This window comes from Cloacibacterium sp. Arc13 (assembly GCF_041431305.1).
GTDB lineage: Bacteria > Bacteroidota > Bacteroidia > Flavobacteriales > Weeksellaceae > Cloacibacterium > Cloacibacterium caeni_B.
In genome coordinates this window covers 216,805-239,662 of the sequence record NZ_JASMRM010000002.1, presented here as the reverse complement: position 1 = coordinate 239,662, position 22,858 = coordinate 216,805, and the positions used below count along the sequence as shown (strand labels likewise).

At 32.7% G+C, this 22,858-nt stretch carries 17 protein-coding genes; all 17 read right to left on the bottom strand.

Annotated features, from left to right (window positions below; all coding sequences use genetic code 11):
* The 17 genes from QO190_RS03025 to QO190_RS02945 all read right to left on the bottom strand — a co-directional run bounded on the left by QO190_RS03025 (position 1) and on the right by QO190_RS02945 (position 22,748).
* Positions 1-3,018, bottom strand: coding sequence for a hypothetical protein (locus tag QO190_RS03025; protein ID WP_371461197.1), 3,018 nt, complete (start codon positions 3,016-3,018; stop codon positions 1-3).
* Between the two features lie 56 nt (positions 3,019-3,074).
* Positions 3,075-4,064, bottom strand: coding sequence for a helix-turn-helix transcriptional regulator (locus QO190_RS03020; protein WP_371461199.1), 990 nt, complete (start codon positions 4,062-4,064; stop codon positions 3,075-3,077).
* 300 nt (positions 4,065-4,364) lie between these two features.
* Positions 4,365-5,003 carry a hypothetical protein gene (locus QO190_RS03015; RefSeq protein ID WP_371461200.1) on the bottom strand — a complete coding sequence of 213 codons (639 nt, stop codon included), beginning with the start codon at positions 5,001-5,003 and terminating at the stop codon, positions 4,365-4,367.
* 18 nt (positions 5,004-5,021) lie between these two features.
* Positions 5,022-5,942: a relaxase/mobilization nuclease domain-containing protein gene (locus QO190_RS03010; RefSeq protein WP_371461201.1), complete on the bottom strand. Its 921-nt coding sequence runs from the start codon at positions 5,940-5,942 to the stop codon at positions 5,022-5,024.
* Positions 5,935-6,384 carry a special sigma factor gene (locus QO190_RS03005; RefSeq protein WP_371461202.1) on the bottom strand — a complete coding sequence of 150 codons (450 nt, stop codon included), beginning with the start codon at positions 6,382-6,384 and terminating at the stop codon, positions 5,935-5,937. Before QO190_RS03005 ends, QO190_RS03010 begins: the two co-directional genes overlap by 8 nt.
* Positions 6,385-6,453: 69 nt before the next feature.
* A complete protein-coding gene (locus tag QO190_RS03000; RefSeq protein ID WP_371461204.1) occupies positions 6,454-7,365 on the bottom strand; it encodes a toprim domain-containing protein in 912 nt (303 codons plus the stop codon).
* Positions 7,366-7,599: 234 nt separating this feature from the next.
* The gene (locus tag QO190_RS02995) at positions 7,600-8,757 is read right to left on the bottom strand and encodes a VapE domain-containing protein (RefSeq protein ID WP_371461205.1); all 1,158 of its coding nucleotides are present in this window, start codon (positions 8,755-8,757) and stop codon (positions 7,600-7,602) included.
* A gap of 100 nt (positions 8,758-8,857) precedes the next feature.
* Positions 8,858-9,142, bottom strand: a complete 285-nt coding sequence (locus QO190_RS02990) for an AlpA family transcriptional regulator (RefSeq protein WP_213196007.1) — start codon at positions 9,140-9,142, stop codon at positions 8,858-8,860.
* A 193-nt stretch (positions 9,143-9,335) separates the two neighbouring features.
* Positions 9,336-10,475, bottom strand: a complete 1,140-nt coding sequence (locus QO190_RS02985; protein ID WP_371461206.1) for a site-specific integrase — start codon at positions 10,473-10,475, stop codon at positions 9,336-9,338.
* Positions 10,476-10,678: 203 nt separating this feature from the next.
* Positions 10,679-12,064: a tRNA uridine-5-carboxymethylaminomethyl(34) synthesis GTPase MnmE gene (gene mnmE, locus QO190_RS02980; RefSeq protein WP_371461208.1), complete on the bottom strand. Its 1,386-nt coding sequence runs from the start codon at positions 12,062-12,064 to the stop codon at positions 10,679-10,681.
* Between the two features lie 76 nt (positions 12,065-12,140).
* A complete protein-coding gene (locus QO190_RS02975) occupies positions 12,141-13,250 on the bottom strand; it encodes an acyltransferase family protein (protein ID WP_371461209.1) in 1,110 nt (369 codons plus the stop codon).
* Positions 13,251-13,633: 383 nt separating this feature from the next.
* Positions 13,634-15,817, bottom strand: coding sequence for an alpha-N-acetylglucosaminidase (locus tag QO190_RS02970; protein ID WP_371461210.1), 2,184 nt, complete (start codon positions 15,815-15,817; stop codon positions 13,634-13,636).
* 153 nt (positions 15,818-15,970) lie between these two features.
* Positions 15,971-16,879 carry a L,D-transpeptidase gene (locus tag QO190_RS02965; RefSeq protein WP_371461211.1) on the bottom strand — a complete coding sequence of 303 codons (909 nt, stop codon included), beginning with the start codon at positions 16,877-16,879 and terminating at the stop codon, positions 15,971-15,973.
* Between the two features lie 276 nt (positions 16,880-17,155).
* On the bottom strand, positions 17,156-17,446 hold the full coding sequence (locus QO190_RS02960) for a GIY-YIG nuclease family protein (RefSeq protein WP_371461212.1): 291 nt from the start codon (positions 17,444-17,446) through the stop codon (positions 17,156-17,158).
* A gap of 565 nt (positions 17,447-18,011) precedes the next feature.
* Positions 18,012-20,894 (bottom strand): Eco57I restriction-modification methylase domain-containing protein, encoded by a 2,883-nt coding sequence (locus QO190_RS02955; RefSeq protein WP_371461213.1) that lies wholly within the window; start codon positions 20,892-20,894, stop codon positions 18,012-18,014.
* Between the two features lie 114 nt (positions 20,895-21,008).
* The gene (locus QO190_RS02950) at positions 21,009-21,650 is read right to left on the bottom strand and encodes a DUF6266 family protein (protein WP_371461215.1); all 642 of its coding nucleotides are present in this window, start codon (positions 21,648-21,650) and stop codon (positions 21,009-21,011) included.
* An 891-nt stretch (positions 21,651-22,541) separates the two neighbouring features.
* Positions 22,542-22,748 carry a helix-turn-helix domain-containing protein gene (locus QO190_RS02945; protein WP_371461216.1) on the bottom strand — a complete coding sequence of 69 codons (207 nt, stop codon included), beginning with the start codon at positions 22,746-22,748 and terminating at the stop codon, positions 22,542-22,544.
* Positions 22,749-22,858: the final 110 nt, after the last annotated feature.

The window sequence follows — 22,858 nt, the reverse complement described above, 5'->3', positions numbered from 1 at the left end:
TTAGTTTTGTGTTTTTAAGGTGTGTAAAATAATGTGATTGTAGAAATCTGGCGTTAAATATTGTGAATACTGTATATTTCTTCTAATTTTCTCTCTGAAATCATCTCCGCCCCAAATTGGATAATTTGTATTAATGCCGAGTATTGATTCTGCAACAGCAATTGGTGAATTAATTAATAAAAAGATGTTTTGATGGCCATCTTTTGGGATTTTGTAATAATCATTTACTCTTGGAATACTTCTGGGCAATCCATTCAAAACCTTGGAGTTTAATTTAGACCTTACTTCAATAATATTAGGATTAAGTACAGGTGAAACATTTGGTTTTGTATCATTAAGAAAATGTGGAATTTGTTCCAAATTATTATTAGCAAAATATTTTGATAAAGTGTCAAAAACTAATGGGAAATTATCCCATCTTATTAATTCGCAAATTTCATTAAGGGCAAGTTTCCAATCTTCCTTTTTTATCCAATGGAAACAAATTCCTAAATCTTTTTCTAATTCAGGAATTATTTTCTGCATATAATCATCGATGTCCAACTGATTAATTCCTAAAAAGAAAAATGCTTTTGCTAAAACTTTTGAGCTTCTAGAAATTGCCCTTATTTGGTCAAAAGTAGAGAAAGGTAAATTGTGATTGATACAAATATTAAAATAGGCTAAAAGTTCTTTCCATAAATCTGATTGAAAGTCCGAATTTTCTAATTTTTTATGATAATTTTCAATTCTTTCATTTTTGTCTTCTCCAATAAAGTCATTATTAGTATTTACAAAACGAGGCATGAGTTGTATTTTATTGTTTTTTGAAGAAATAATAATGAATTGGCTAGTAAAATTGCATTCAGGGATTTTATAACCATTCTCAAGAATAGATAAAGGAATCAAATTGATTTGTTCTGGTTTACAATTTAAAGGAACGGCAAAAAGTTCCAATTCATCTATAGAATCGTAAAGTTTCACTTTTTTTTCTATTTGTTCTTCCACATCTAAAGTATGCGTAAACCTAGAAATATAGTAAGTTTTACTTTTATTTCCTGATAACAATTCTATTTTTACTCTATTTTTATAATCCATTGCGTCCGCCAAATAATACAACCTTAATAATTCATCTTTAAAGGAAATTAATGGGAGCAAACTAATTTCAGATTCCTTTATTATCACCACTTCACTTCTTAATTCATTTTGCATTTTGATTAATGCTTTTGCATTTGTTGGAGTTAAAATTCTAATTCCATGGAGGTTTTTAAAAGTTATCTTTTCATCTTCATTTATTATTTTCCCCTCATTATCCAGTAGTTCAATGCCTTTGAAAGGAGATTCTAAATCAAAAACTAAACTTTTTGAAGTTCCAATTTTTAAGCTAGCTTTTATACTTTTTGGTATTTTGAAAAATTCTTGATTTAATTGGAGCGAAAAATCATTTTCATTCTTTTCAATATTTAGAAGTGGAGTTTCTTCTAACCTGAAATTAAACTGATTATTTCTAATATTTACATTTGCAAAATTTATTGTTTGATTGGCAAAAATAACGTCAAGTTTACCAATATTGTAACAAAAATCATAAGAAATAATTCCGTCTTTTTCAATTTTTAAATCAACACATCCTACAGGAAAATTGTTCATTTTTGATAAGTCTTGCCATTCTTGAAATGGATCATGATATTTTGCAAAAACTTTATAATTACTAGATGAAATTTTCTCATTTTTCTCATTGTACAACAAAATTTCAGGTTTATTTCTTACTATTGGCATATTTGAATTCAATATCCAATTTGGTTTTTGACTAATTATAGTCCAATCAAAAGAAGAAACATTGGTTTTGTATATTCTTTTTTTGTGATTTTTACAATTTACAATTTCAATTTCTCCTTCAAAAATGCTGTAGTTTATATTGTTGTTATTAATTTTTAAAGTTTTGAAATCTTTTTCAGATATCCAAATTTCAGGATGTAGAAGAAGTGCTTTTTCAGATGAAACGCCATTACTTTTTACTAATTTCCAGTTATTATCAGAAATTGGGAACCATAATGTAGGTGCTTCTAAATTAGGTATCGTTTGAATAAAATCTTTTACTTCAATCTTTTCGTCATTAGTCATCACATAAGCCAATGGAAGAATCGGTTCACCATTCCAAATTTCTTCCGATTGATTGTGCCAATCTGTTTTATAATCACCATTTAGCATTTTTATAAAAGTACAAATTAGTTTATCATTCAAATAAAACTGATAAGTTTTATTTACTGTAGCAAAACCCAAAATTTGTGATAAAGAGTCAGAATTATATTTTTCATTAAATATTAATCGTAAACTAATTTTATTTTTTTCGGTGTTTAGTTTCCAAAAATTTTCAGGTTTGAAAAATCTTACCTTTTTTTCTAATGCCTTTTTCTTAATCTTTAAAGCATCAGTAATTTCTTTTATTGTTTCATTTGATTTGAATAATTCATCATAAAAATTATCATCTTTCAAAATGGATTGAACGATTTCAAAGCAATTTTCAAATATTATTTCATTCCGACTTGATGGTGGTAAAAGATTAATAATACTAGATTGGAAGATAAAATCTTCTATCTTTTCTGGTTGTTCTTCTAAAACAGCAATCAAAAAATTTTTGTAATTACTTTTATTTGCAGAAATATGATTCAAAGGAAGCCCTCCCTGCAATAAAAGTGTGCGGAAATACAACGTGTTTTGTTTAGAAATCCAATTTATGCCAAGCATTTCTGCACCTTTTTTCGCAATTTTGTAAAATCGTTGTGCATCAAGATTAAACTGTATGTTACCACCAATTGATTTGAATATAAATTCTTTACTTGGTTTGCCTCCATTATAGTTTCTTCTCCACCATTCCGCATAGAATAGTGTAGCGTCTCTTGGATCGAGATTTAATTCATTAGAAAATTTTAAAGTTTCTACTAAAGATTTGAACTCAATATCAGAAAGTGGATGTTTCCATAATTTAACATCATGTTTGTTTACTGTGTAATTGCTTTGAAAAGTTGTAAAATATCCCATGGTTATGTTTTTATTTTTTTTTCAAAAATGTAGTTTATTAATGCAGTAGAAGTGCATTAATAAAAATTAGATGTTTTGTTTATCCTGTTTTTGATTTTATCAACCAAAATCGGAGGCTCTATTACCTTCATATTTTCTCCATAAGAGAGTATTAAGGTTTCTAACTCGTAATTGATTTTAAGTTCTAAAGTCAAAATATTACCTGAAATTTTTTGAGAGCCGTGTATCGGTTTAGAAATGATATAGGGAATGATATTGTCAGAAAGTTGAATTTTAATATTTTGAACTTCTGCAGATTTATCATTCGTAACCCCAATTATATCTTCAAAATATTCATTAAAATCAGTTTCGTTAACGATGTATTTTTCAATTGAATATTCTATTTTCAAAATTCGATCTAATGCTAAATTTTGAATATTTTCAAACTGGTGATTCCAACCAAATAAAAACCAACGATTATTGTATTGCTTTAAATAATAAGGTGAAATAACAAATGTACTTTCTGACTCTGATTTAAAACTTTTATAATAAACTTCTATACATTGTTTTTGAATAATATACTGATATAAGGAATTTAAAAACTCAATTCCTTTTAAAAATTCGTTTTCCTCAAAACTGATGATTTGTTGATTGGTTTTATCCAAATCCAGTCCTGATTTCAATTTGGTTTGAATAGAGTTTACCCAATCAAAACCAGGGAGAGAATTCATTCTATTCAAAGTTTCTAATGCCTCGTTTAACGTATTTAATTCTGTAGAGGTTAATGGTTTTTTGAGAATAGAAAATTCGGGATTTTCATAACGGTAATAGACTTTTCGTCCGTCTTTATAAGATTCTATAGGAGCATCAAAACCAGCTTCACTTTTCATAAAATCTATATCGTCAAAAATCTGTCGGCGAGAAACGGACATTGATTTTGCGTAATGTTCAGAAAGTACATTAGAGCAAAATTCTATTAAATTATCTATATAAAATTTCTTGTAAAAATTGGAAAAACATTGGTCTAAAGCTTTATATCGAAGTTGTGCATTTTTATTGGTTGCCATTTGTTTTTTTGTTTCCTTTCAAAATTACAAAAAGCAAATGAAAGAAAATTACGGGAAAACGTAAATTGACTATTTTTATCCAAAAAATTAAAAAATTTGGCAAAAAATTCTTACCAAAATGTAATTAGTATAAATGATGATGTCGCAATTGTTTGCAGAGCAATTCCAAGTCCTGTAACTTTCTGCCAAACACTTCATCATCTTATTTTAGGAAATTATTTTAAATTAAAATTGTTTGATATTTTAAACAAATACATTCCATTTGAATGAAATAACAAACATTTAAAGACAAAAAGATATTTATCTTGATTTCTTACTCGCTTCGAAACCCTCTTTAAATCTCAAAAAATCTTCTGCTTTTTTAGGATTATTCTTCATCCAAAGTTGCATAATTTCAGTGTTTTCTTTTAGGATTTTTATTTCTTTTTCATCAATTATTCTTTTTCCTTCACCAGCAATTTCATTTAAAATATCTTGGCGAAGTTCACTTTTTGATTTGATGCTTTCTTTGTACCAATTAGTTGCAAAAAAGATGGAAAAAATCAAAGTGAAAATCCCCAAAATAAAAGTTCCAAATCCTCCCCAAATAAATTTCCCATTCCTTTTTATTTTCCTTTCCAGGTTGCCATAAAAATCAATGGTTTCCTGAGAGAGTACTGTTTCTGTTTTGGTAGGAATATTGGCAAGAAATTCAACTCTTTTTATTTGTTCCTGCTCATAAAAACTTAATGTTTCCTTATGAATTTCTTTCACTACTTCAAAATCTAATTGTTTTTGACCAATCGCCAAAACTAAATCTTCAATATCTGCACTCAATTTCGCTTTAGATTCTATATTTTCGATGTTAGAAGCAACCGTTTTTTCATTCGATTTTATGACATTTTCCAGCAGTTCCATTCCATTGATTTTCGTTTCATCTTTTTGTTGTTGATTTTCCATTTTTTGATTTTTTAATTGTTATCTTGATTTTCTCTTCTTTTTCCTTAATAATTCGTCGTCTGAATTGAAGACATAAGTTGGTTGTAAAAATTGCTCAATTGCTTTTCCAACTTCGCTGATTACGGAATTGCTTTTTAGCTCATTCCCATTATTTACTTGGTTTGAGTTTTCAGAAAAAATAGTTTCATCATCCAATTTTTTCTCTTTATTTTCATTGAGAATCGCCTTGATGTCTGCAATTTTCAATTTGCTGGTAATTTCAGAAAGTTTGTAACCTGCTTTATAAATCCTTTCTGTGTTGAGATTTTTATCTTTTTCCATCACAATTCGCATTCCTGAAACTCCGTCTTTTACATTCGTAGATAATTGAACCTCAAAACCTTTTGCTTTCATTTTCAAAATAAGTTCATCAAAGTTTTTTACTTTTTTTAGGGTTTCTTTTAAGTTTTTTAGCTTTTCAGCTTTTTTCTGAATTCCGATTTCTACATCGGTTAACAACCCTTTTTCTTTGCAAACTGCTCGAACTGCTTCTCCAAATCTTCGTCCAATATCGTGTGATTTTACCGTACATTTCCCTGAAATATCAACCCTGTTCACGATAAAATGAATATGTTTTTGCTTCGTACTGTTATGAATATCTAGTCGGTATTGATTTTTATCTGTTACTCCAATTTTTTCTAAAGCTTTAGTGGCAATTTCTACAAATTCTTGATCTGTCAATTTTCTTCCGATTTCGTCTGGCTGAGAAATATAGCCCGTTAAAGCCCATTTTTTCACGTTCGAATTTCTATCTGCGACGGTTTTCATTTCCTGAAATTGACCTTCAGCTGTTGAACTTAAAAGATAATTCGACGCTACCATTTCGGCGGTTCCTTTGTCGTTTCCGTTGTATTCTAAAGCTATTTTAGTGATGGTTCTTGTGGTTGCAGAATTATTCATTTTTATGAACTTTCGTGTATAAATATTGATGGATCAAATCGACCGTTATTTCAATTTTTGCTATGATTTCTTTCTTATTTTCAAAAACAGTCCATTCTCGATTTCGCAAAAGATTGGTTATTTTTTTGAAGTTATTTCCAAATTGAAGTAAAATATCATCGGTTTGAAATTCATTGATTTTTAACTCTTTTTCAAACAAGACATTGCGGATATAGGTTGATAGTTTTAGCGAATATTTTTCTTGTTTTTGAATGAGTGTTTCATATTCAGAATGGGTCATTCTTATCGAAATCACTTTATCTAATTTTTTATTTTCTTTGGTTTTCAAACCTCCTTTTCTGCCCAATTCTCGGAAGTGTCTTTTTCTTTTTTCCTGAGCAATTTTGGCTTCGTTTTCTTGGGTAGCTTGGTTGATAAATTCTTGTAAAAAGTCGTTTTTCATTGTTTGTAATTAAGTGTTTTTAAAAATATTTCTGACGATAGGAAGAAATCAAAAATCCCAATTTTACAATCAGCGACCACGCTTATTGTAAACTTTGGGTACTTTTTGCACTAAAGAACCGCCGAGTTTTTCTTCCAAGTTTGGAGAAGATATTGCCCAATCATTCAAATCCTTGAAATCTTTGTACAAAATCCTGTCATCTTCCACATTTTCAAATTCCTTCTTAAGAGTTTCTACAGCTCTATTCCCTGCTTCATCATTGTCAAAATAAAGTTCTATTTTTTTATAATTTTTGAGTAAGTTTTTAATTTTTGAAATCATCGAAACGGAATTTAAAATGATGTAATCAGACTTTTCATCGCTCAAAGATTTTTCTATATTTTTAAAGGAGAGAAAATCAAAAAAACCTTCAAAGATTTTCAAATTTTCAGAACCATTTTTAATCATTGAAACATCTTTTTTTCCTAAACAAATTTTGGAATATTTATTGCGAATTTCGTAACCTCCAGAATCGTTTTTAAAACCAATTCCGAAATAATTTTTGTCATTCATTCGATAATGAATTTCTTTTAAAAATTCTAGTTGGTTTTCTACTTTTCGGCTTTTTAAATATTCCAATAAAGCTTGATGCTGAATGTCTTTGACTTCAATTATTGTATAATTATTAGCTAGGGCTTTTTGCTTCGTATTAGAATTATTTTGATATTGAAAAGAAGAAAAATTCTGTTTTTCCGCCCATTCTAAAACTTCTTTTACGGAAGCTTTCAGGTATTTCATCATAAAATCAGTATTTTTTCCTCCAATTCCTTCGGAATGGAGATACCAAATATTATTTCTTTTATCTAGCTTAAAAGAGGCGTGGTTTTCTGTGGAAAAAGGATTGAGAAACCACGCTTCTTTTTCATTTTGTTTGGTTGGAAGGTGTCCAAGAGAAACGAGGACTTCTTCCAACGATATGCTGTTAAATTGTTTGCAGTTCATTTTTTTCTATTTGTTTTCTATGTTTTTTTAATTCCTCTTACCTAATTACCTTTTCATTGATTAACAATACTTTAAGGCAAATTTTTTCAATTACCTGTTTTTACCTACTTACCATAAATTTTTAATTAAGGTAACTTTAGGTAACTATTTTTAAAATTTAATTACCTTAATAAATCATTGATTGATAATTGTTTAAATCCTTTAAGGTAACTTGGTAACTTTGGTAAGTAGGTTTTACTCTGTTTTTCTTTTGATGAGATATCCGTACACTTGAAGTTTGGGATGTTTTATCCTTTGATATTTTAAACTGGTGAGTGCTTTTCCGATTTTTACATTATTCAATCGCAATCCTAAAGCATTGTTCATCGCCAACATAATATCGGTTGCTGTAAGAAATTCTTCCATTTTCTCTGATTTTTCAAAATGTGCAGAAATAAGTTCTTGCTCCATTGAAACCTGTGCATATTTCTCGTTTCGTTTTTCGTTTTCAGCGATGTCTGCTGCGGTTAATTCGGGATTGTAATTTTTTCTTTCAAAAGCATTGAAATAAGCTTGAGACCAGACTTTATCCATATCAACTTCTTTGGAATATTCAAAATCAAAAGAATAAACCTCAAAAATCAACCACCTTATACTTCCAGTTTCATCGGTAAGAAAATCAGTCCGATTGGTAGAACCTACAAATGAGCAAATCCGTTCTAAAAACTCGGCTTTTCTTGCATAAGGAAGTCTAATATTGGCACTGCTTTTTGAAATGAAAGATTTCAACGTATTGACATCAGATTTAGATAAAACCGCCAATTCATCAAGGTTGCAAATCAAATTTTTACAAATGGAAATAATTCCATCTTTGTCGATGGAGATATTTTCAGTGTAATAATTTTCTAATTTTGGTGGAATTAAAAACCGTAAAAAAGAGGATTTTCCCGAGTTTTGATGCGATGCCAAAACCAATGATTGTTTATTGACATATCCTTTGGTTAATGAACACAAAACAGCTCTTGTAAGCCATTTTTCAAAATGATAATAAAATGCCTCATCATCATTAGTTTTAAGGTATTGACAGAGATTTTTGATGTAATTTTCTCCATCCCAAGTTTCTAAATTTTCAAAATATTCACGAATTGGATTGTATTGCTGAATCAAATGGCTTCTAACCAGAATCTCCAATTTATTCATATTAATATCAATACCAGATTGTGCCAATTCTATCAATAAAGAATTGATGTTAAGAACAAACCAATTTCCCATATTTTCTTTCAACTGAATCTCCAACTCCAAAGCAATGGTATTGAAACGAATGTTGTATTTTTCGTCTAAATATTTCATCGCTCGATCATAAATGGTTTTAGAAGGTGTATCAGATTGATACAAGAATTTTTCTTCGTTCATACGTTTTTTAAATTATGGAAGGAAACCAATTTTTTTAATGTTTGTACTTTATTTCCAAGTAAAACAAACTTTTAAGCCTAACTGTCGTCACAGTTAGGCTTTATTTTTTGCGTAAAGAAAATTCTAATGCTTCTTGTTGAATTTCATCATTGGATTTATGGCTGTTTTTTAGCAACCATTCATCTATTTTTTTTCGTTCAAAAAATAGAATTTTTCCCGAAGGTTTTGAAAATGGAATAGAATTATTATGAACTAATTTGTAGATGTAAGATTTCTTGAAGCCGGTATAATCTGATAGCTCTTCTACATTAAGAATTGTCTTTAGTCCGAAAATATGCTTTTCAATTCGGTTGAGTTTGTGGATGATGATTTCGTTATTTTCCATCTGTTTCTTTTATTCGATTTAACGAAGCAAAAGTCAGAATGAAAAACTACAAATACAATACAGTCAAGCACTTGTGGGCTAAATAAGACTAATCAGGACTAATTTGGATTGCCAAAAGTCTAAAAAAGATTAATTTGGATTAGTTTGGACTACAAAACGATTTTCATCAAATTTTATAGAAAAACGAGAATTTTTAAATTTCAATATTTAATTCTGGTATCATTTCAGCAGCTTCTCTAGCTTTAGAATCTACAATTTTAGCGTAAATCTGTGTCGTTCTCAATTCTCTATGACCCAATCTTTTTGAAACGGTATAAATATCTGCACCATTTTCCAAAAGCAAAACAGCATTTGTGTGTCTTGCTGAATGAAAAGTAATATGCTTAGGAACTGCTGCACGATTACACCAACGGATAATTTCAGTATTGTACGTCATCCCATATTTCAAACCTCGAAAAACTCTTTCTTGTGGAGCTTGTCTGTCTCCCAATAATTCTCTGGCTTGTTTTGAAATATACAAATATTCCACGCCATCCGTTTTTTCTTGTCTAAAATTTACCTTGCTTAGTTCTCCTTCATCTCTAACTTCTGACCACATTAAAGTATTGATATCCGACCAACGAAGCCCAGATAAACACGAAAAAAGAAAAGCTTTTTTCAAAACTGGATACTTGCATTCTGCCTTTGCCAAAGATTGTAGTTCATCAAAAGTCAAATATTCCCTTTGACTTTCCGCTTGTTCAAAGGATTTTACTTTAGTAGAATAATTAATAGAAAGAAAACCATCTTCAAAAGCTTTCTTTAAACAGGCTTTAAATTTATTAAAATAGGATACTTTAGAATTTTGAGATAAAGGTAAATTGCTTTTTGTTTGTGCTTTATTATCAAAATAATCTTTTACTTTTTTCACGAAATTTTCATCTATATCATCAAAAGTTAGATTCGGTGGAACTATTTTCTTTAAATGGACAAAAGTAGATTTCCAATTACCATAATTATCATGAGAGAAATTAATTTCTCTATCATCTACCATTTCAGAGAAGAAATTGAGAAAAGTTCTTTTAGCTTTTGTGGTGCTTTTCATTTCAAACTTGCCTTGAATGTAATCTGTCTTTCTTATAGCCAAAATATTTTCTGCAAGTTTTAAATTTTCTTTATTCTCATTTTTCTCTTTAGTCGTTTTAGGATTTTGATGCAAATAAATTTTCAAATATTCTTGAGTTCTTAAATGTTGTCTTTTTCCATTAGCATCAACCGTTGAACCTTTGTAATATTCTAAATAGAGACTTATCTTGCCTGTATTAAGAATTTTTTCTTTTAAAGTTATTTTCATTTTTTTTATTTTACTGAACTCTTACTATTAGCTCGTTTAAACAAATTTGTACACCTTATGTATTTTTTGTACACCTCATTTGCTTTGAGGTGTACAATAGATGTACAAATATATAAATAAAAGATTAATAAAAGAAAATAAAATTTACATAAATGACTGTAAATCAAATAAAAGAAAGAAAAAGAAACTAAAGGAAAGCATATTTATTTCCCGATACAAAACTTAGAAAAAATATTCCCCAATACTTCATCATTGGTAAATTCTCCAGAGATTTCACCCAAATGTTCCAGAGCATTTCTAAGTTCGTAAGCCAACAATTCAGTAGAAATTTGATGAGTAATGGCTTCTTTTACTTTATAAACCGCGTCAATAGATTTTTGAAGAGATTCGTAGTGTCTTTGGTTGGTAATCACCACGTTACTTTCAGATTTTAGGTGTTCTACATAGGTAGAAAGTTCATCTTTTAAATCCTGAAGATGAATATTTTCCTTAGCCGAAATTTGTAACAACTCATTTGCAGGAATTTCAGATTCAAAGGTTTTGGCGATGTTTTGCGCTTTTTCTTCAGCTTGTTCTACTTCATCAATTTTGGTAAGACAAATAATGATTTTCAAATCTTCTCTTGCCAATTCTTGAAGCATCGCAAGGTCGTCTTTTAAATCGGTAGTCGCTACATCAATAAGGTACACCAAAACATCAGCTTGAGCCACTTTTTCTTTGGCTTTTACCACGCCTATCGCTTCTATAGCATCTTCTGTTTCACGCAAACCTGCGGTATCAATAAGTCGAAAAGCATTTCCTTTAATATGCAACACTTCTTCTATCGTATCACGAGTCGTTCCTGCAATGTCAGAAACGATGGCTCTTTCTTCTTTTAAAAGAGCATTCAGTAAAGTAGATTTTCCAGCATTTGGTTTTCCGATAATGGCTACTGCAACTCCACTTTTAATCGCATTTCCGTATTGGAAACTGTCAATCAAAGATTTCAGTTTAGTTTCTATTTTTTGAAGCAACTGTACTAATGCACTTCTGTCTGCAAATTCTACATCTTCCTCGGCAAAATCTAATTCTAATTCAATAAGTGAAACAAAATTGAGCAAATCATTTCTCAACACAGAAATCTCCTGAGAAATACCACCTTTAAGCTGTTGAAGTGCCACTTTTCTGGAAGCTTCATTCTCTGAAGCAATAAGGTCGGCAATAGATTCGGCTTGACTCAAGTCTATTCTACCGTTCATAAATGCACGCATGGTAAACTCACCTGCTTTTGCCATTCTGGCTCCATTTTTAATCAAGACTTCTAAAATTCTTTTGCCAATATGCGGCGAACCATGGAAAGAAATTTCCACAGAATTTTCGGTGGTGAAAGATTTGGGAGCCAGAAAGATAGAAACCATTACTTCATCGATGACTTCATCTCCATCTTTGATGAAACCATAATGTACCGTATGAGATTTCTGTTGGGTAAGTGCTTTTCCGTCAAAGCATTTTTCACAGATTACTATGGCTTGTTCTCCAGAAACTCTAATAATTCCTATCGCTCCAATTCCATTGGCAGTCGCGAGTGCACAAATAGTGTCTTGATTCATGCTGCAAAGGTAGTAAAACTTAAAATGCTTTCAAAAAAAGCCTAAAAAGCTTCTTTATATCTATTAAAAAGACATTTTAAATCTTAATATAAATTTTCTTTCGGTCTAGAATATAACCTACACTCCAACACAAAAGCATGTACACAAAAGAGAATAAAAACGCTCCAAAATAAGCACCAAAAGGGGTAAATAAGTTCTCATAAATCCAAGTATATGAAGCTTGTCCTGCAATCGGAATTCTCCACATGAGCGGAACGATGAGCTCGGAAAGCAAATAAATCGCCAAGGTATTTTTGCCAAAGACTTCAAAGAAATAAATGCCTTTTTTCTGTTGAAGAAAATCGGTGTAATAAACAATCAAAGCCAAAATGGAAATCGACAAACCGATGGTGAGCAATACGTAAGAACTCGTCCATAGTTTTTTGTTAATAGCGAAGCCATAATTCCAAAGAAAACCACCTGCAATCAATAAAAACCCTACCAAAAGCAATTGGGCAATACCTTCATAGCTTCTGCCTTTTTCTTGAATGAATTTCCCCGCAAAATAACCTGCAAATACATTTACCAAACCTGGGAAAGTGCTCAAAAATCCTTCTGGATCAAAGGCAAAACCTTCGCCATGATAGAGATGACTTTCGCCAAACAATTGCAAATCCAAGTCCAGAACAGGATTGTGCTGCATGTCATAAGGTCCATATCCAATAAAAACGAGCCAATATCCCAACAAAATAATGGCGCTGAGATACAAAGAAAACTTAGGTTTGAAATAATATAAAATTAAAGAAGCTAGGCCATAACAAAGCGCAATTCTCTGCAATACCCCTAGAAATCGAGTCTCTACAAAAGGAAAACTTTTGAGATTAAAATCTGCATCTACATTGTAAAACGGGAACCAATACATGAGATACCCCAGTAAAAAGATAATGAATGTTCTTTTGAAAATCTTCGTCAAGACTTGCTGTTGAGACATTTTTTTCCACTTATCCATTACAAAACTCATAGAGTTTCCTACGGCAAAAAGAAAGGCAGGGAAAACCAAATCTGTAGGTGTAAAACCATTCCACTGCGCATGAAGCAATGGCGCAAAAGTAGTTCCCCAGTTCCCTGAAGTATTTACAATAATCATAAAACACACCGTCATCCCACGGAAGACATCTAAGGCTAAAGAACGATTACTCAACTGCATAATTTTATTTTTTATATAGGTTTTAGGTATTTTTGGTGATTAGTAATTGGTAATTGGTAATTGGTAATTGGTATTTAGTATTTAGAATTTCATATTTCATACTTCATACTTCATATTTCATATTTGGTTTGAGGTAATTGGTATTTGGAATTTCATATCTCATACTTCATACTTCATATTTGGTTTGAGGTAATTGGTAATTGGTATTTGGAATTTCATATCTCATACTTCATATTTAGTTTGAGGTAATTGGTATTAGATATTTTATATTCAAATGTATAATGTGTTATTTTTTCCATTATTACAACTTCACAACTTCACGACTTTACGACTTAACAACTTCACGACTTTACGACTTAACAACTTTACAACCTCACCATTATCTAATTATCTAATTCTAAACGATACTTCTCCCACAATCTCTTAGAAATCTCCAGCGTATTTCCTTTTGGTGTTGATGGATAAGGATTTTGTGCTTCCGACCAATCCCATGAAAACTGATTCACTCGTTCTAAAATCAATTTCTCATCTGCATTTCTGCCCTGTTCTACAGCTAGAATCGCCTCGTCTATAAAGATTTTCCAGCGACCGCCATAATAATCTTTCATGAGTCCAGCAACAGAACGATTGGCATAATCATTAAGATCTCTGCCTTTTTCTCCCCAAACGCTGATGATTTTTCGGGCATCTCTTTCATAGTAGGCTTTTTCTTGTTCTATATCGGTCATGGCTCTTGCATCGGCAATCCATTTTCCAACCAAATAATTCGGATTAGAAGCGAGTAGTTCATCAATGTCATGAATAATTTGAAGCATTTCGGCTCCTGTTTTTTTCATTTTAGCAACGTCTTTTTGACGATAAGCTTGTGTAAATTGGTCTCTGACTTGATAAAAGTAATTCCCCAATACCTGTTTCCCAACTGCAGTCAAATCGTCTCTGTATTCATCAGTATTGGCTTCTGCGGCAATCAAATGCTTCCAAGCGGTAGCAAGGTCACGGTTATCGTAGGCAATATCTGGATTCACAGTCCAGTTGTAAGCTTTTTCAAAGACAGGTTTAGAGTGAGTCAAATCGCCTTTTCCTACATCAGAATTTTGGACATATATTTTCTCCGAAAGGATTTCCCAAGCTTTTTCAGCATCGGCATTTTCTTTTCCAACTCTGCTTTTGGCATAGGTTTTCACAAAATCTTTCATACTATGACCCTTCTGCCAAACTTTATCCAAGATAAATTCATACATCACGGGATTATCTCCGAAACCTTCCAGCGTAGCCCCTATTCCCCAGAGGTTTTTGCCTCCATTTTGCAATACATGTTCTATTTTATCATCTGCATCTTTTAGATTTCCATGCAGAGTAGTATTTCCTCCGAAGTTCCCTAAGTAAGACCAAATGTAAGGCTGACCGAAAAAAGAATCTGTACGTTTCCAAACTTCCGTATGGTCACAGAAATAATCCAGCATCATCAGTTGATCTTGCGGAACTGCTTGCAAATAAGCTTTAATGCGCTCATTCGTCCATTTATTTTGCATGTAATAGAAAATCCAACCCATTTGCAACCATTTCGCTTTCGGGTCTACATGAGTGAGAGATTCATAAATATGTTGAGAAACTTTAGCCAAATATTCTGGCTCCCAACTAGGCGGTGTAACTTCATTAAAAGGGTCTATGCCGTAAATATGGTCAGTGCCAAATTCCTTGGTTTGTTCTTTCAGGAAGACTTCTTGAATCTGTAGAAATAAAGGATCAAAAGAATCTAAAAAATAACTTTGATATTCTTCACTGAAATTGCCCCACTCTCCGAGAGAAGTAATTTTGGCGTTGGGATATTTTTTCAGCAATGCTTTTGGAACGTGCCCTGCAAAAGCAGGCAGCACAGGTTTCATATTGAAAGCTCTCGCTCTTGCTAAAATTTTCTTTTGTAATTCGGCTTGACCATCAATCCAAGACATCGGTAGAGGGCCTTCCCAATGGTCGATATTCGCCATTCTGTGCCAAGGCAAATAAGCAGGGCCTGTAAAGAAACTTCTGATTTCTTCATCGCTTAAACCAAACTGTTTCCACACGTTGAGCCAAATTTTTTCTTGACCAGTAATCGCCAAAGGAAGATTCACACCATTAAGCGCCATCCAATCGATAAAACGCTCCCAATCATGCCATTTCCACCAAGGCATGGTATACCCGAAAGTACAGTAATTCAAGAAAAAACGATGCGGAACTCTTGCTTCATTGCTTATTTTCCCTTTGAAAACAGGCATTTTCGCTGGGACTTTCACCGCATTATCTGCATACCATGACACCGAAACATGACCATACGTTCTGAGGTATTCATTAAAACCTACCGCCATTGCATTGGCATTATTGGCAGAAATATGCAGTTTCCCTTTCTTGAATTCCAGCTCGTAATAATCCGGGGAAGTCTTACTTTTTTCTTGATGAAAAACTATTTTTTTGGCATAAGCAGGAGCAATTCTCTGCACCAAACCTTTAGCCGCATCAACATCAGAAGATTGAGCCAGTACAAACAGAGAGAAAAACGTAAAGAATAGTGCGTTCAGTTTTGCCATAGTCTACAATTAGGAGGATAAAGATAAAAAATTATTGTCTCAAAAAGATAATTTATAAAAGAAGATTTTTATCATCCCGATTTCAACCACTTACTACACTTTTCTGATGCTGCATGAAATGCTTTAAATGCTTAATATTGAAAAAGCAAATGACTATGGAGCGTGTTCTAGATATTGTCTTTTAATGTTTTGTTGTTTCAGAATTTCTGGTAAGAACGGTTGAATCTCATGGTTGATTTGATCCTCGGTATAATCATTGGCATGAGGAGATTTGATGAGTTGTAACCAAGGTTTTTTATTGAATACCGGTGGTCCAAAAATTATCACAGGTGTACCTTTAGCCAAGGCTATAGTCCCTTTTTTGTTCAGAATCCATTCATCTGCCCAATTGTACATAAAGTAGGCATCTTCCTCCAACAAACGAACACAAGAGTGTGAAGCATGATGCCCCGGCAAATCATACTGATGCCAACCAATCCCTAAATAATTATACAAATTGAAGTTCCATCTCAATTTCCAATCAGAATTCACGGTACTGATGGCGATTTCTTTCTTCCAATTGGTAAAGGTGAGCCCCATTTTGGTAGGTGTTGCTTGTTTGCCCATACTAGTAGGTCCCCATTTGATGAGATTCCCGTTTTCATACAAGGCATACGCATGAATGGAATAACTGAACATCGCCAACTTCTGAATGTTTCTAGCCGCAGAAACGTTTTTAGGAAACGGACTGTACACTGTAAAATCTTTCTCCATCACGTCTGGAACCACTAAGGTATCGGCTCTCCATTTGTTTTTATAATCCAAACGATTGATGGCTAAAATAGCATGCAACTCTTCCTGAGAATACTTTTTCTCTAAAGTGTTAAAGTCTTTATTTTTATTTTTAACCACAAAAGCATGATACTTTATTTCTTTTTTCACCACCGTATCTTTTTGGACGGTATCTGTTTTCTGTTGGTGCTGAATCGTATCATAATGCACCTCCTCTGCTCCAGCGCTTTTATTGCACTGAACCAACAAGAACACACCGATAAGATAGATAAAACTTCTAAAACAGTTCATACCATTAAGATTAAAAATCAGTATAATTTTTATTTTATTGATACCCTAAATTTACGAAAGAAATAGCAGATTTTCAAGTATTTGTAGGAAAGATTTTTCATTGTGGTGGCTTCGACTCCGCTCAGCCACCGTGTTATATTATTACGCTGGTGATTTCGCCTCCGCTCAATCACCGGTATTATGTTTCCACCCTCGGTCACTGAACCGATGCCTGAGCCTGTCGAAGGCAGAACTGCTATTTCAAGTCGGTGCCTGAGCCTGTCGAAGGCATATTTTTCAATCCTTATCTGTATAATTTTTTGATAATAAAGGCAAATCGTTTGCTCTGTTCTCCATCAAAGCCTCTTTCTTTCTCCTGCTCCATCCCTGCACCTGCTTTTCTCGATAAAAAGCATCATCTATTCTGTCAAATTCTTCGTAATATATCAATCGTACAGGCAACCTTTTTCGGGTATGGTTAGCTCCTTCACCCGACTGATGTTGTTGCAGTCTTAGTTCTAAATCTGTAGTACTCCCAGTATAATAAGAACCATCTGCACATTCTAAAATATACATATATCCTTTCATGGTTTTTAGTTTTTTTTTATTGCGTGGCTTCGACAGGCTCAGCCACCGTTTGGGTCACTGAGCTTGTCGAAGTGATATTATTACTCTGGTGATTTCGACAGGCTCAATCACCGTGTTATATTTACTACTACTCTCGGTGCCTGAGCCTGTCGAAGGCACGTTCTCACTCATCATCCCTGTAATTTCGACAGGCTCAATCACCGCTTTATATTTACTACTACTCTCGGTGCCTGAGCTTGTCGAAGGCACGTTCTTATTCCTCTTCCCTGTGATTTCGACAGGCTCAATCACCGTGTTATATTTATTACTACTCTCGGTGCCTGAGCACAGACTGAAGGTCTGCGAACGAAGTTCACGAAGGCAGAACTGATATTTTGTTCATCTGGTGATTTCGACTCCACTCAATCACCGTGTTATATTTACTAATACTCTCGGTGCCTTAGCCTGTCGAAGGCACGTTCTTATTCTCATCCCTGTGATTTCGGCTCCGCTCAATCACCGCTTTCGTTCTGGTGCCTGAGCACAGACTTTCATTCTGTATTAAAAATTTCCATAGTTTTAGTTATTATGAATTTTCTACCAAGTATATTTCTTCTGGGGTAAGATTATAGAGTTTATAGACAAGGTTATTTATTTTATAATCTAGACTTTCTGTGAGATTTTTATAGAGGTTTTTCTCATGGTCTGATTGTGCGTTTTGCTCTTCTTTTTTGGCTTTTAGCATTTGCTCTACCAATTTCACCAAATCATCATGCAATTGTTGATTTTCGGAAGTGATTTTGGGAATGGGCAGCTGCTCCACATGTGTTTTTTTGACCTCAGCTAATACTTCTCCTTTTTCTGGATTGATTTGTTGATAATAAAAATTTGTAAGTTTTGAATTTAGAACTCCCAAAATAAAAAGATGGTCAACCATATCTGATATTAAAATATGTAAATTTTTTCTACATATAATATTTTCTGTTATAATTGTTGCTATAATTTTATCTGATGTTTGCCTGATTATTATTTTCTCTTTGCATTCAAAAATTTTAGAATCACGTGGTGCACCAAGATTTTTACCATAAAGTACATAATAATTATTATTCCATAAATTGCTATATCTATTCATTAAACTACCTCGCATCAGAGGTAGCCAATTTTCACTTCTATCAAAAGTATCAGTTTCTGTTACATAAGGATTTGATTTAATTAACTCTTCTGTTTGCTTTGGAATACCTTTCCCTTTTTCATAAACAGTAATTCCTGAAAAAGTTTTGGATATATCTTTCACTAAAAGAGAGTTTTCTTTAATTTTCAAAAACAACTTGTTTTCTTCTGGCTTTGCCAAAATATTAATTATTTCACCATCTTTGGAAAATTCATTCTGATTTAAGTTTTGATAAAAAATAGGACTTCCATTTTCAACTGAGTCAATTTGAACAAAATTATTTTTAAATAGTTTATTTTTTTCAAAAATAATAACGTGTGTATCTACTACTGCATCAAAAATATGTTTTTTACTATGTAAAATTTTTCTCCATAAAAATTCATTTATTAAATATTTTCTGATGTTCGTAAAAGTGATAGATTGAAGCCAAGTATTTGGAATAATTACACCTAGTAAACCATTTTTAATCAAGACATTATAATATTTTTCTAAAAAAAGAAGATATAAATCTAATTGATAATTCTGATGTTTATAAGTTTTATTGAAGAAATCTAATTGAAACTTATCCGTAATTTTTACATACGGCGGATTTCCTACAATTGCATCAAATCCTCCTTTTCTAAAAACATTTGGGAAGGCGGTTTCAAAATCAAAAGGATTAAGTTTTCGCATTTCTTCTCTGCCAAAATCCAGTACATCTGCCATTATTTCTGTGCCTATAAGAGAGTTGCCACATTTTATATTGTTAGACAAATCGGGTAATATTTTATCTGCCACAAATAATTGGTTCAGCTCTGCTACAGTTCCCATGGTTTCGTCTTCTAACAATTTAAGGAAAAGAGAAACTTGTGTAACTTCGGTAGCTTGTAAATCTATATCTACTCCATACACATTGTTAATGAGAATTTGCTTTTTTTGGTTGATGCTCATTGTCCAAACTCCTTTTTCAGCATCATATTTACAACCCTCTTTTTCGGCTTCGTCTGTATGTTCGTTGTAATAGTTTTTGTGATAATCTAGCAAATAATCAAAAACTCCAATTAAGAAACTTCCACTTCCGCAGGCTATATCTGCAAAGGTAAGTTTAGCAATTTCTTTTGGCTTTTTGTCAGCAATAAGTTTACCTACGGTGTTTTCTACAATATAATCTACGATGTATTTTGGCGTGTAAAAAACTCCGCCTGCTTTTCTTACTTCTGGCTTCAGTTCTATAGAAGCTTTGCCATTTTCAATAACGATAATTTTCCCTAAAAACCTTTCGTATATATTCCCTAAAATATGAATAGGAATATAATTGAAATCATAAGGTGTATTGGTATGGTCTAGGTCTGCTGCTATACTTCTAAAAAGTTCTTCATCTGCTCCTAAAAATGCTTTTTTATCTATAAAATGCTCCTTAAAAACTACTCCGTTATACTTAGCATCTAGTCTTTTGGATATTTCAATAAACTTTTGCCAAGGATAATTTGCAGTAGAGATGCTGTGCATTAAATCCTCTGGTTCTATTTGTTTATCCTCTAAAAATCTGATAAACACCAATCGGTCTATGGTTCTCTGCGTAGCTTCTGTTAAATCATAGTGGTCTAAAGTTGGATTATTGGCGTGGAAAGCTTGTGCCATTTGTAAACGAATGTCATCTATATAATTCAGAAAACTTTCGTCTATGCTCTGATATTTACCCTCAAATAATTTGAGTTGTTTTTCTTTAGCTTTAGGTTTTGGCAAACTCTCTATAAAAGTAGTAAGATTACCTGCTACTATTGCTTCACGAGAAAACAGCCAATATATTTCTGAGAAAACTTCTTCATTAGCATAATCTTCATATCGGTAATACTTAATCTCATTTTTGAGAATTGTATCAAAATCTGGCTTAAATCTACAGTCTATAATCACCAATTCCTGAAAATCGGTAAGAATAGAAATTCCTGTTTGAGAGTTCCAACCGTATTTTGCTGTCTGAAAATAATCGTCTTTATTTTGTCTTAGCAAACGTGATGGCTTTTTGGCTTCTACAAAGAAAAGAGTACGTTTAAAATCTGGGGCTAATGAAAAAGCATAATCTGCACGTTTTTGAGATTGATGTCCTTCTTGTCTTTGTGCTTTTTCTACTTTTACTTCTTGCTGAAAAGGGTTCTTCTGAAAATGATGGTCTACATCCCAGCCTAAAATGGTGAAAAACTTATCTATGAAATCTTTCCTTACTTCTGCTTCCGAATAGGTAGCTGAAAGAAAATGGCTTTCGCTTGCTTTGAAATCTTCTACTAATTGTTTTACTTGGTTATAAGCTTTATCAAACATATGATTACATAATAAACATCAAATATAATAAAAACCCATCTTAACACCAATAAGGAAAGCCGTAAAACAAAAGAAAATTCAACATTAAAAATCCACTCATGCGAGTGGATTCTCTTACCCTAAGGTTACTGCGCCCAGATAGACGCTGTTGCAGGCTTGTGTTTCGGCTTCGTTAGCGATAAAAGCGTAGACTTGCGCTTCCATACCTTGATAGGAACTGTGGAGCGTAATGCTGGCTTCTGCATCACTGCGGAACGCTACCCCTTCAAAAATCTCAAATGCTGAGACCGCCTCAAAATAACATACCACACTTACTTTGTCGGTGGCTAAAGCGTTGCCTTGTAATCCATTATCTTCCCAAGTGAGATTTATCACGCCACCTGTTGCAGCTTGTGCTTCCACATTTTGAAAACCTGTAAGGTCTCCTCTAGTAATGAGCACTTTATTATAGATTACTGCGGGTAAACCATCTACTATTTCTATTGCATTGTTAATGAAATAAGAAGCAGCTAAGTTTACCTTAGATTTTGCTCCCGCATCTGTTCCAAAAAACCGATTTTGGATATTGCGCAAAGGGTGCAAAAACGTGATAGTAGTTTTAAACTTTAGTTGTTGCAAAATTTGCTTATCCGTCTTCGGTCTCGAAGAAGATTTTGGGGTACTGCGGATAATGTCTTTACCGCGCCAATTGGCTCCAACTACGGGGCCTACTTTTCCGGAAAATCCGCCAAGGATTCCTTTTTTAATTTCTGCCATGGCAATTTTATTTATTTGTTATACAGGTCAAAAGTAGAAACAATTTTTTAAAGTATTGATATACTTATAGTTACACGTCTTTATTTGACTATTTTTGACCTTTTTTGTCTATAAAAGTCTGCCAATGACTAAGAATATCCCAATTCGTCTCTGTTTGTCTTTTTTTGTCCAGAAATGTCCAGTTTTGACCACCTTGGTTTTACACTTCTTCGAGTGTTCTTCGAGAATCCTCCCATACTCCTTCGGAAAAAAGGTGCTTTTTCCGAAGAAGACCAAAAGAAGAGTAAAAGAAAACTGGTGGCTGAACATTTCTACGGAAGCTGAGCTTTAAAATATTTCTGGTGGCTGAGCGTAGTCGAAGCCACCGTTTTAAAAAGATAAATATCATTTCTGCCTTCGTGAACTTCGTTCGCAGACCTTCAGTCTGTGCTCAGGCATCGGTTCAGTTAGCAGTTAAGGCATAAATTATATTTCTAAGTCGTTGATTGAGCCTGTCGAAAGCATCGAAGGTGAAAAATTTTCATGTTGCTTTTAAAAATAATTTAGATTCCTACGGAATGACATAGGGAGTGGAAAAAATCATTTTCTTATGCCATGAATTTTGTCTTCTGCCTTCGACAAGTCTGGCATCGGTTCAGAAATTTTTGGCTCACTGAGACAGTCTAAGTGAAATATTGTGGCTTCGACAGGCTCAGCCAACATTGACAGGCTCAGCCAACATCGACAGTTTTAGGCATCAGTTCAAGAATCAGTTGAGTGACCGAGAGTAAAAAAATTAACTGGGAAAGATAATAATGAGTGAATCACCAGTTCCTGCAAATAAGTAATAGAAATATTAAAGCAAAAATGCTTTTTTGCAGATATAGAAAAACTGATGATGTAAATGAGCGACTAATCTTGGCAGCTTTGGTCTGCAAGATTTTTAAAATACTGTACAGGATAAAAGTATTTCTTCCCTATTCTAACAAAGGGAATACTTTTATTGCTTCTCATGCGTTGCAAAGTTTTGTCGCTAAAATTAAAAAGCCTTTTCATGTCCGCATTATCATAAAATAGCGGCTCGCTTAAGCTTTTGGTGTGTCTTTTTTGGTCGGACATAACAATATAAAAACGATTTAATGTTAATTTGATAAGGCATAATTATTAGGTTTTTAATTAATTAATAGTACAATAATAGGTAATATGAAAAAAACTTGCAAACAACATTG